The 11,821-nt window shown below is 63.7% G+C and carries 9 protein-coding genes; 5 read left to right on the top strand and 4 right to left on the bottom strand.

Features of this window, described 5'->3' with window-relative positions; translation table 11 throughout:
* Positions 1-89: 89 nt before the first annotated feature.
* Together AC0L2H_RS23930 and AC0L2H_RS23925 are read left to right on the top strand one after the other, a co-directional pair.
* A complete protein-coding gene (locus AC0L2H_RS23930; RefSeq protein WP_473592513.1) occupies positions 90-1,376 on the top strand; it encodes an NAD(P)/FAD-dependent oxidoreductase in 1,287 nt (428 codons plus the stop codon).
* Positions 1,377-1,601: 225 nt separating this feature from the next.
* On the top strand, positions 1,602-2,429 hold the full coding sequence (locus tag AC0L2H_RS23925) for an SH3 domain-containing protein (RefSeq protein ID WP_473592512.1): 828 nt from the start codon (positions 1,602-1,604) through the stop codon (positions 2,427-2,429).
* 62 nt (positions 2,430-2,491) lie between these two features.
* Here the strand turns inward: AC0L2H_RS23925 and AC0L2H_RS23920 are convergent, their stop codons facing one another.
* Both AC0L2H_RS23920 and AC0L2H_RS23915 read right to left on the bottom strand, forming a co-directional pair.
* A complete protein-coding gene (locus tag AC0L2H_RS23920) occupies positions 2,492-3,787 on the bottom strand; it encodes a Mur ligase family protein (protein WP_473592511.1) in 1,296 nt (431 codons plus the stop codon).
* Between the two features lie 85 nt (positions 3,788-3,872).
* Entirely contained in the window at positions 3,873-4,619 is a 747-nt protein-coding gene (locus tag AC0L2H_RS23915; protein WP_473592660.1) for an SDR family oxidoreductase, read from the bottom strand.
* Between the two features lie 222 nt (positions 4,620-4,841).
* Here AC0L2H_RS23915 and zwf point away from each other — a divergent pair, with 222 nt between their 5' ends.
* From zwf to edd, 3 genes are all read left to right on the top strand, one after another.
* A complete protein-coding gene (zwf, locus tag AC0L2H_RS23910) occupies positions 4,842-6,311 on the top strand; it encodes a glucose-6-phosphate dehydrogenase (RefSeq protein WP_473592510.1) in 1,470 nt (489 codons plus the stop codon).
* Complete coding sequence (gene pgl, locus AC0L2H_RS23905; protein ID WP_473592509.1) at positions 6,293-7,003, top strand: 6-phosphogluconolactonase; 711 nt, start codon at positions 6,293-6,295, stop codon at positions 7,001-7,003. The genes zwf and pgl overlap by 19 nt, the downstream gene beginning before the upstream one ends.
* 70 nt (positions 7,004-7,073) lie before the next feature.
* Positions 7,074-8,918: a phosphogluconate dehydratase gene (gene edd, locus AC0L2H_RS23900; RefSeq protein ID WP_473592507.1), complete on the top strand. Its 1,845-nt coding sequence runs from the start codon at positions 7,074-7,076 to the stop codon at positions 8,916-8,918.
* Positions 8,919-8,975: 57 nt separating this feature from the next.
* On the opposite strand, the gene AC0L2H_RS23895 is transcribed toward edd, so the two are convergent.
* The gene (locus AC0L2H_RS23895) at positions 8,976-10,640 is read right to left on the bottom strand and encodes a vWA domain-containing protein (protein WP_473592506.1); all 1,665 of its coding nucleotides are present in this window, start codon (positions 10,638-10,640) and stop codon (positions 8,976-8,978) included.
* Between the two features lie 155 nt (positions 10,641-10,795).
* Positions 10,796-11,794, bottom strand: coding sequence for a GlxA family transcriptional regulator (locus AC0L2H_RS23890; protein ID WP_473592505.1), 999 nt, complete (start codon positions 11,792-11,794; stop codon positions 10,796-10,798).
* Positions 11,795-11,821: the final 27 nt, after the last annotated feature.

Here is an 11,821-nt window from a genome sequence, read left to right as displayed (position 1 = left end):
GCACTTCGCACGGGTGAGAACATACGCTCGGCCTCAACCCCGATCATTCACCATTCACCATTCACCATTCACGGCTCGCGGTGCGAACCGTGAGCTACCAATCCCCCATCTCCCCCGGCCGCTCCTGGTATGAGGACACGGCCGGACCACGGCCCGAGTACAAGGCGCTCGACGGCGACCGGACATGCGACGTGGTCATCGTCGGTGGTGGCTTCACCGGCCTGTCGGCGGCTGCCCATCTGGCCAAGGCCGGCGCCAATGTCGTGCTGATCGAGGCGTATCGTTTCGGCGACGGCGCATCCGGCCGCAATGGCGGTCAGCTTGGGACAGGCCAGCGTGCCTGGGCGGAGGAAATGGAGGCCGAGTACGGCTTTTCCCGCGCCAAGGCGCTGTTCGACCTAGCGGAGGAGGCCAAGGCGCATCTCATCGAATTCGCCGCCGTCAACCGGATCGAGATCGACTATATGCCGGGCCAGATGTCGGTGGTGCACAAAAAGCGTTATGTGGACGACTACAAGGCGCATGCCGAGATCATGGCGAGCCGCTTCGGCTATCCGCATATCTCCTTCATGGAAGCCAGGGAGACGGCGGAGCGGCTGGGATCGACCGCTTATTTCGGCGGCACCCGCGATACCGGCACCGGCCACATCCATCCGCTGAAGCTGCTGATCGGCACGGCAAAGGTAGCGGCCGAGGCGGGCGCGCAATTGTTCGAGCAAACGCCGGCGACCGGCATCAACTCAGTCGGCGGCAAGGTCAAGGTCACCACGCCGAGGGGCACGGTATCGGCCGAAAAATGCCTGGTCGGCGTCAATGCCTATGGCGGCGCGTTGGAGCCGGTGAGTGCGGCGCACATCATGCCGATCGGTTCTTTCATCGGTGCGACGGTGCCGCTTGGGGCTGACACAAAAGTGCTGCCGGGCGGCGAGGCGGTCGACGATTCGCGCTTCGTGGTGCGCTATTTCCGCAAATCCAGGGATGGCCGGCTGCTGTTCGGCGGGCGCGAGATCTATGCGGTCAACGATCCAAAGGACATCCATATCCACATCCGCCGGCAGATAGCAGAGCTTTATCCCGAGCTCAGGGATGTCGAGATCACCCATGGTTGGGGCGGCTATGTCGGCATCACGGTGCCGAGGAAACCTTTCGTGCGCGAAGTGATGCCCAATGTGATCTCGGTCGGCGGCTATTCCGGCCACGGCGTCATGCTGTCGAACTTCTTCGGCAAGCTCTATGCCGAGACCGTTTCAGGCAACCGAGATCGGCTGAAACTGATCGAGGATCTGAAAATTCCCGCCTTTCCAGGCGGCCGGCGCTGGCGCACGCCCCTGCTCTTCCTGGCGCTCAACTGGTTTGCCCTAAGGGACAGGATTTAACCACAGATTGCAGAAAACCCTTGGCAGAACACCTTCCAAGGGTGCAGAATCACCGGCAAATGGCGCAGTGATGCCACAATCGCGGTTGAAAGATGCGAACTGTGGGCAGTTAAGCGGGGCTTTTGCGGGCTTGCCCGCGCGTGTTTTTTTGGGACCGATGCCGATCGAATGCCGGCTTTGTGGCACCGATTGAAAGAACATCGGCCCGCAAATGGAGGTAGCAGAGTGAGAGAGCCCTTCAGTTTCGGCGCGCCGGAACGACGGCGCTTTGCGATGCAGTTCGGCTACGACATGCGGCCTACCTTCTGGCAAGGAGTCCGCTCGAACTCGCATCTGGTGATCGCCGCGCTTGGCACCGCAGCGCTGCTTGGCGTGGCCGCGGTGGCGCTATGGCTGGCATTGCCGGCCAGTGAGAGACAAGCAGTCGCAAGCCCCGAGCAGGCCGTCCCGACCATTCCGGTAAAGACAACGAAGATCATCTCGGCAGCAGCCGCAACGGCTGCCGAGCTGCCGCGGGCCGCTGGCAAGGCCGACGCGGTTTCGCCGGCTGTGGCCGCGGCGGAGGCCGAGATACCGGCGCTGGCGCCCAATGACCCCCGCTGGACGGGATCAAAGACCGCATCCGCTTCCGCCGCTCCATCCAGCCAGAGTGGGCAGGCGGCCGAAAAACCGGCCGTTGCGGCGGCATTCGCCGATCCGGCGGCAAAGAACGATGCCGCAACGATGCTTGCCAAGGTCGCGGCCCCGGGTAAGACGACGACGGACGGCGCGCAAACAGCCGCCATCCCGACCGCGAAACCACAAGCGCTGGCGGCAGCGCAAGACGACAGCGATCAAGCCAAAGCCAAGTCCCGGAAAGTCGCCGCAGCCGCCACCGGACGCATACTGAGGGCCGTCACCATGCGAACCGGCCCGAAGAAGAATGCAGCCGCCATGGTCACCGTTCCCGCCAAGACTTCCGTACAGGTGATGGGCTGCAAGCAATGGTGCCAGATCGTCTATAACGGCAAGCGCGGCTGGATCTACAAGAGTTATATCAAGACCGGCGCCTGATGCCCGCGCCGGTCTGGAGAACCGTCGATCCCTGACGGTCGCCCGGCTCCACGAAATCTCTGTCAGCCGCCGAGCAGGTGGCGAAGGCGCTGCCATCGTCTGGCATGCCTGCGTTGCCTGACATGGTCGCGGTGCTCCTCGAACGGCACCTCGAACAAGCCGCACGTGTCGCACCCTTCCCGCTTGCCGCAGACCGGGACCCAGCATTTGACATCATGCGTCCAGGCAAGCGCGATCCTCTCCAGATGGAGCCTTGAGGAACTTTTGAGCAGGATAAGTTCGCCGGCAACGGCCGTTTTCTTGATATGCTCGGAGACCTCCCTTGGCGTGCGCAATTCCTGAAACCGGCCGCTATCACGATCCTCCTGCCCGGCTCCCGAGCGGTGCGCATTGTCGCCGACATAGATGACCTGATCGGCGATTTCACGCGCGGTCTTGTAGGCGAAGTGGTATTTTCTGGTCGAGCCCGCATAGTCCGAGATCTGCCCCAGAACGATGCGCTTTGATTTCGCCGTGGCCTTGGCCATCATGTCGAAGGCAAGATCGATCGAATGCCAGGGCGACTTGGCGGCGTCGACGATAAATTGGGGACCACCCTCGGTGACGAGCACCTTGCAGCGGTTATCCAGAGGCTGGAACGTCTCAACGCTGGCCGCTACTTTTTCGGGGGGCACGCCAAGCTCCAATGCCGCGCAAATGGCCGCGGCGGTCGGCAGCCAGAAATGTTCGGCCGGAAACGGCGTCTTCAATTCCAGCACGCCGCCCCGCCAATGGACGGCCAGCGTCAGCCTGTCCGGATAGGCGGCATGGACGTTGGTCACACGATAATCGGCCTGTTCCGACATGCCGAAAGTAACGACGCGATGCCTGGCGGCGGAAGCCATTTCGATCACATGAGGATCATCCGCATTGAGGATGGCCAGGCCGCCCGGCTGCAGCGCGTCGACCAGGGTGCGCTTTTCCCGGGCGACGTTCTCCAGTGTCTTGAACGCTGAAAAATGTTCGAGGCGAACCATGGTGACAACGGCTACATGCGGCTTCAGCATATCCGCCATCGGCTTGAGCGTACCCGGTCCGCTGGCTCCGGCTTCGAAAATGACGTAGTCGAGTTCGGCCGGATTCTTGATGCGCTTGTAGAGCATCCTGACCAACGAGTTCATCGTGTTGGCGAGAACCTGGGTATGCACCGAACCATGACTGGCCAGTATGTGGCCAAGCAGTTTGGTGACGGTCGACTTGCCCGAACTGCCCGTTATGCCGATAATGGTCGCTCTAATTTTTGCGCGGGCGCGTTTTGCCCGGTAGGCGTCAAAGCGCTTATCCAGGTCTTCGCGAACCTTCCGCAATTTCGCATTCATTGCGCCACCGACCCCTGCCATTTCGGTGTCTTATGCCTTTCGCCGGACGCTCAAGTCAAATTGCGGTCCGATATGGCCCGACGGTTCAGATACAACGCCCGCCATCGACTTCGAGCGCCACGCCGGTGATGAAAGCCGCCTCGTCCGACGCCAGCCAGAGGGCCGCGTTGGCTATGTCGAGCGGCGTCGAGAGCCGGCCGAGCGGGATCGACGCACGGAACTTCTCGCGTATTTCAGGCGTGTCGGCGCCCATGAATTTCTCCAGCATGCCGGTCTCGCCGGCGACCGGACAGAGGCAGTTGACGCGGATGTTCTTCGGCGCGAGTTCCACCGCCATCGACTTGGTCGCGGTGATCGCCCAGCCCTTCGACGCGTTGTACCAGGTGAGGCCGGGCCGCGGCCTGATGCCGGCCGTGGAAGCCGTGGTCAGGATGACGCCGCCGCCCTGCCGGTCCATGATCGGCACCACGGCAAGCGCTGCATGATAGATCGCCTTCATGTTGATGGCGGTGATCAGGTCGAAGGTCGTCTCGTCGACCTCGAGCATGTCGCCGTTGCGATGGGTGTAGCCGGCGTTGTTGACCATGATGTCGATGCGGCCAAAGGCGCTCTTTGCGGCATAGACCATCTCGTCGAATTCGGAACGCAGCGAGACGTCCGTCTGGGTCCAGATCGCCTTGGCGCCGATCTCGCTGGCAACGCGTTCGGCGCCCTTGGCATTGAGGTCGGCGACGACGATGCTGGCGCCCTCCTCGGCAAAGCGCCGCGCCATGCCCTGGCCGAAACCGGACGCCGCGCCGGTGATGATGGCGACCTTGTTTTCCAGGCGCATGCTTTTCTCACTCATTGAACCGCTCTATGCTGCATCTGCGAAGGCCTCCCGGAGCCTTTGCTCGCGACAAGCCTCCGGGTCGCGCCGGTGTCAAGGGCACATGTCAGGATCAATCGGTGAAGACAGATTGGCCTTGGGATGTGACACCATGGCACTGGAAAATTTAAATCGATTAGAATATATCAGCCGCGTACTTGCGACCGGCGTCAGAGCGGACAGACCATGACCAGCCAGATCATCCCTGTCGACCCTTTCGACTTCATCATTTTCGGCGGCACCGGCGACCTGTCGGAACGCAAGCTGCTGCCTTCGCTCTACCATCGCCAGCGCGACCATCAGTTCTCCGAACCGACCCGTATCATCGGCACCTCGCGTTCGAAGATGACCGACGAGGAATTTCAGGCTTTCGCCAAGCAGGCGATTTCGGACCATGTGAAGCCGGCCGACATCGACGCCAAGGAACTGAAGACGTTTCTGGCGCGGCTCTCCTATGTCTCGGCCGACGCCACTACCGGCGCCGGCTTCGACAAGTTGAAGAAGGCGATCGGTGACAGCGACCGTATCCGCGCCTTCTACCTGGCGGTGGCGCCGGCGCTGTTCGGCGACATCTCGCACAAGCTCAGGGAACACGATCTGATCACGCCGAACTCGCGCATCGTGCTGGAGAAGCCGATCGGGCGCGACCTCTCTTCGGCGCGCACGCTCAACGACCTGGTCGGCGACGATTTCCACGAGAGCCAGATCTTCCGCATCGACCACTATCTCGGCAAGGAGACTGTGCAGAACCTGATGGCGCTGCGCTTTGCCAACGCGCTCTACGAGCCGCTGTGGAATTCCGCCAATGTCGACCATGTGCAGATCACCGTGGCCGAGACGGTCGGCCTGGAAGACCGCGTCACCTATTACGACAAGGCCGGCGCACTGCGCGACATGGTGCAGAACCACATGCTGCAGCTGCTCTGCCTCGTCGCCATGGAAGCGCCATCGTCGATGGACGCCGACGCCGTGCGCGACGAAAAGCTGAAGGTACTGCGGGCGCTGAAGCGCATCAACGGCAACGAGGCGCCCAAGCACACGGTGCGCGGCCAGTATCGCGCCGGAGCCTCGGCCGGAGGGCCGGTGAAGGGCTATGTCGAGGAACTCGGCAAGGACAGCAACACCGAGACCTTCGTCGCCATCAAGGCCGAGATCGGAAACTGGCGCTGGGCGGGCGTGCCGTTCTATCTCCGGACGGGCAAGCGGCTGGCGACCCGCGTTTCGGAAATCGTCATCGAATTCAAGCCGATCCCGCATTCGATCTTCGGCGACAGCGCCGGACCGATCTTCGCCAATCAACTGGTGATCAGGCTACAGCCGGACGAAGGCGTCAGGCAGTTCATCATGATCAAGGATCCGGGGCCAGGCGGCATGCGGCTGCGCCAGATTTCGCTCGACATGAGTTTCGCGCAATCCTTCGACGGCCGGGCGCCCGATGCCTATGAGCGGCTGATCATGGACGTCATCCGCGGCAACCAGACGCTGTTCATGCGCCGCGACGAGGTCGAGGCGGCATGGCAGTGGATCGACCCGATCCAGAACGCCTGGGAAAGCGCAAGGCAGGACGCACAGGGCTATACGGCGGGCACCTGGGGGCCTTCGGCCTCGATTGCCCTGATCGAACGCGACGGGCGGACATGGCACGAGAGCAATTGAACGCCTACAACTGGAACGGCTTCGCCGACCGCCCCCAGCTGGCGGCGGCGCTTGCCGGCCACGTTGCGGGCCGCCTTACCAAGGCGATCGCCGAGCGCGGCACGGGGCTGCTCGCCGTTTCAGGCGGTACGACGCCGGCGAAATTTTTCGCAGCGCTTTCGAAGATACCGATCGCCTGGGACAGAGTGACGGTGACGCTGGTCGATGAGCGCTTCGTGCCGGCCTCCTCGCCACGCTCCAACGCCGGCCTGGTTGCCGCCAACCTCTTGCAGAACGCGGCGGCAGCCGCAAGTTTCGTGCCGCTTTGTCACGAGGCCGCGGCCATCGAGACCGCCGCTGCGTCCGACGATGCGGCATTGCAGTCGCTGCCCTGGCCGCTCGATGTCGTCGTGCTCGGCATGGGAACCGATGGCCACACCGCCTCGTTTTTTCCCGATGCCGACGATCTGGCAAAACTGCTCGACCCGTCCTCGACAAGGATCGTGCTGCCGGTGCGCGCGGCGAGCGCCGGCGAGCCGCGACTGACGCTGTCGCTGGCGCGGATTGTCGCGGCCGGTTTCATCGCGCTGCACATCGAAGGCGAGGACAAGCGCACCGCGTTTGAAGGCGCCATGGGACCGGGCGCGAGAAAGCCCATTCGCGCCGTGATCGACACAGCGCCCAAGGCCGTAGAGGTTTTCTGGGCACCCTGATTTTCAACTCGCCAATGGTCCCGGCAGACGGTGGGAGGATGTTTTCCGGGACCCGAAAGGACCGACCGCCATGGCCGCAAGACGCGATATCGAAGCCATCACCGAGCGCATCCGCCAACGTTCCAGACCAGGCCGCGAGGCCTATCTCGGCCGTATCGCAGAGGCGTCGAACCGCACCGCCAACCGGGCCGTGCTTTCCTGCGGCAACCTCGCGCATGGCTTCGCGGTTTGCAGCCCTTCTGAAAAGGTGGCGCTGGGCGGCGACCAGGTGCCGAACCTCGGCATCATCACCTCCTACAACGACATGCTGTCGGCACATCAGCCGTTCGAGACATTTCCGGCATTGATCAAGGACGCGGCGCGCGAGGCCGGCGGCATTGCCCAGGTGGCCGGCGGCGTGCCGGCGATGTGCGATGGCGTCACCCAGGGCCAGCCCGGCATGGAACTGTCGCTGTTTTCGCGTGACGTGATCGCCATGGCCGCGGCAATCGGCCTGTCGCACAACATGTTCGACGCCGCCGTCTATCTCGGCGTCTGCGACAAGATCGTGCCGGGGCTGGTGATCGCCGCACTCACCTTCGGCCATTTGCCGGCGGTGTTCATCCCGGCCGGGCCGATGACGACGGGCCTGCCCAACGATGAAAAGGCCAAGGTCCGCCAGCTCTATGCCGAAGGCAAGGCAGGCCGCGCCGAACTGCTCGAAGCCGAGTCCAAATCCTATCACGGGCCGGGAACCTGCACCTTCTACGGCACCGCCAACTCCAACCAGATGCTGATGGAGATCATGGGCCTGCACACCCCTGGCGCCTCCTTCGTCAACCCCGGCACGCCGCTGCGCGACGCCTTGACCCGCGAAGCGACGAAGCGGGCGCTGGCGATCACCGCGCTGGGCAACGCCTACACGCCGGCCGGGCGGATGATCGACGAACGCTCGATCGTCAACGGCATTGTCGGCCTGCATGCCACCGGCGGCTCGACCAATCACACCATCCATCTGGTCGCCATGGCGGCGGCGGCGGGCATCGCCATCAACTGGCAGGATATTTCGGACCTGTCGGAAGCCGTGCCGCTGCTGGCCCGGGTCTATCCCAACGGCCTTGCCGACGTGAACCATTTCCACGCCGCGGGCGGGCTCGGCTTCCTTATCCGCGAACTGCTCGACGAAGGCATCCTGCATGAGGACGTGCAGACGGTGTGGGGCGAAGGCTTGCGGCCCTATGCGGTCGAGGCCAGGCTCGGCGCCGACGGCAGCGTGGTGCGCGAGGCGGCCCCCCGCGAAAGCGGCGACGAGAAGGTGCTGGCGCCGTTCAAGAAGGCGTTCCAGCCGACAGGCGGACTGAAAATGCTCTCCGGCAATCTCGGCCACGCCGTCATCAAGACTTCCGCCGTGAAGCCGGAGCGGCGCATCATCGAGGCGCCGGCCAAGGTATTCGACAGCCAGCAAGGGTTGAACGAGGCGTTCAAGGCCGGTTCGCTGACCGGCGACTTCATCGCCGTCATCCGCTTCCAGGGGCCGAAAGCCAATGGCATGCCGGAACTGCACAAGCTGACCACCGTGCTCGGCATTCTGCAGGATCGCGGCCAGCATGTGGCGCTGCTGACGGACGGGCGCATGTCGGGCGCATCCGGCAAGGTGCCGGCGGCGATCCATGTGACGCCGGAAGCGGTCGAGGACGGACCGATCGCCCGGATCCATGATGGCGACATCATCAGGCTGGACGCCGAGGCGGGAACGCTGGAGGTGCTGGTGCCGGCGGCGGATTTCGCGCTGCGCCGGACGGCGGATGCCGACCTCATCGGCAACGAATTCGGCTTCGGCCGCGAGCTTTTCGCCGGGTTCCGGCAATTGGTGGGCCGCGCCGACCATGGCGCCAGCGCATTCGGGAACGACGTGGCGACATTTGTCCCGTCATGAAAAAGGAGCAGCTCATGCCGCAACTCGTGGCCGCCCCTTTTTCATTGCCTGCGAAACCTATTGAACCGTCAGTTCGGCCCGCTCGCCGGCCTTGACCATCACGGTGCCTTCCTTGCGGCTGTTGTCCGATTTCTCGGAGACGACGACGTAGTCGCCGGCCGGCAGCGCCGCCTGGTATTTCTCGTCATAGGCATAGCCGAGCGATTTGCGGTTGCCGTTGATGTCCTTTCTTGCCTCGAAAATCTCGATTTTCGAGGTTCCGGGCGCGGTGATTGCCAACACGCCGGCATTCATGACGATCTTCAGATCCTGATGCTCGCCGACCTTGACGCTGAACGGCCGCTCGACGACGGCGAGGTCGACGGTAGCGGCCATCACATAGTCGTCCGGCGGCAGATCGAACTTGCTGTCGGGGCCATAGGCATAGGTCACCTCTTCGCGCGTGCCATCGATCTTCTTTTTCGCCTTGAGCACCTTGAAGCCGATGCCAGAGCCGTCGGCCTTGTCGCCGCCGGCAGTATAGTAGGCATTGGCTACCACATGCCCAACGCCAACGATGATGTCCTTGTCGATGACCCTGCCGGCAGCGAGCGGGATCGTTTCGGTCGCCACACCCTGCCCGATCGTGACGGTGACCTTCTCGTCGCCGGCCGGCAGCACGACTTTCGTGTCGCCATAGTAAGTCGCGGGCATATCAGCGCCCGGATAGGCGATCACGACAGCCGCGCCATCGGCCACATCGGCTCCTTCGCTTGGACGCGGATGAATGATCAACGTGCCGGCATTCAGCGTGAAGAGGGGCTTGTAGACCTGGCCGGCCTCGATCTTGATCTTCTGTTCGGTCTTGGCCTCGCCGATGCGCGCGACGACGATGTAGTCGCCCGGTTCGAGATTGCCCTTGTAGGCCCCGTATTCAGTGGCCACTGAATCGCCACGCGTACCGTCGGCCATTGCCTTGTAGATTTCCCAGGCATTGCCGTCGGTAAGCGGATCGCCGCCCTCGGCCAGCACCACGGTCGGGGTGAAATTGAATTCCGGCTTTGCCGGCTCGGGCGCCGGTTCAGGTGCAGGTTGCGGCGCAGGCGCGGGTTCGGGCGCCGGCGCCGCGACGGTTTCGGCCAGCGCGTCCTGCAGCGCCTTCTCGTCCGAGGCCTGGATGTATTTGCCACCGGTGTTTTCGGCGAGACAGGCGACCTGCTTGCCCTCGTCGGCGGTCAGGCCGAAGCCGACGACATCCGCGGTGAAATCGATGCCGGCAGCCTTCGGTTCCTTGCCAAGCGCGCAAGGATCGCCGCCACAGGTTTCGAGCCCGTCGGTGATGAGCACGACCGTGGCCTTGTCCTCGGTGTATTTCAGCGCCTCGGCCGCTTGCTTGACGGCCGCGGTCAGCGGCGTCTTGCCGAGAAATTTCAGGCTGTCGGCGGCGGTGGAGATGGCGCCGGCCGAACCGGCTTGTGGCGGCACAATGAGTTCGATGTCCTCGCAACTGGCTTTCTCGCGATGGCCATAGGCCATGAAGCCGATCTCCCTGTCGATCGGGATGGACTGCAGCGCGGCTCTGAGGGACTCGCGGGCGATCTCGAGCTTGGGCTTACCCTCGATCTGCGCCCACATGGAGCCGGAGGCATCGAGAATGACGATGACACGATCGGCGGCAAGGCCAAGCGTCGTCATCCACAGCAGGAAGGCCGCCGCAGCGACGCTCCGCGCAAGTCCCACCATGAAAATCTCCTGAGTAAGCCCCAAGGTCTGCTGATCGCCAGCACACCCTGCTCCGCCGGCGAAAGCTATTTGACGCGGCGTCAGGACACAAGCCCGGATGCGGGTAAGGCCCAGACGCAGCGGGAAAATCGGCTGCCTCGGCCCGAGCAATCCGCTCAGTATGTCGTGCGCCGCTCCTCGGAAGGCGGACGGCCGAACTGCAGCCGGTAGCTCTGGGCAAAATAGGAGTGCGAGGTGAAGCCGGTGGCAATCGCCACGTCGAGGATCGGCATGTTGGTCTGGCGCAGCAGTTCGCGCGCCCGCTCGAGCCTCAGACGCATGTAATAGCGGCCGGGCGTCACGCTGAGATGGCGCAGGAACAGGCGCTCGACCTGGCGCACCGACAGGCCCGCCGATTTGGCGAGTTGCACCGCCGACAGTGGCTCGTCGAGATGGTCGGCCATCAGTTCGACAATGCGCCGGAGCTTCTCAGATTTGCCGGTCAGGTCGCGCTCCGGCCCGACACGCTGGCGGTCGCCGGCGGAGCGGATGCGCTCGTGCTGGAACTGGTTGGCGACGCCATTGGCGAGGTTGGAGCCGAAATCGCCGCGCACGATCTCCAGCATCAGGTCGATCGAGGTGGTGCCGCCGGCGCAGGTGTAGCGCTTGCGGTCGATCTCGAAGACATTGCCGGTGCAGTTGATGTCGGGGAAGCGCTCGACGAACCCGGCGCGGTTCTCCCAATGGATGGTGCAGCGATAGCCATCGAGCTGGCCCGCTTCGGCAAGCAAATAGGAGCCGACCGACAGCGCGCCGAGCGCGTTGCCGCGCCGGCCCCAGCTGCGCAGCGCCGCCAGCACCTTGCTCTTGCCTGGGAACTCCGTCGTCAGCCCGACCGAGACGAAAAGAATATCGACCGGCGGCAGGTCGGCGACGGCATAGTCGATCTTGAGCGGCAGGCCGTTGGAGGCCATGACGGCGTCGCCGTCGGCCGACACCGTCGTCCAGCCATAGAAGTCGCGGCCGAGCAGCCGGTTGGCCGATCGGAACGTGTCGATCGCCGCGGCCAGCGAGAACATGGAAAACTTGTCGACCAGCAGGAACGCGAAATGCCGCCCGCCTTGAACGGGATCATTCGTGACCGGCCGTTCAACAGGAGCGGTGAGATTCGGCAAAGCTGCGACTTTCCAGGGTTCGGACCC

The sequence above is a fragment of the Mesorhizobium sp. WSM4871 genome, from assembly GCF_055811295.1.
The sequence above is the reverse complement of the archived record's forward strand: the minus strand, read 5'-3'. Positions and strand labels throughout refer to the sequence as shown.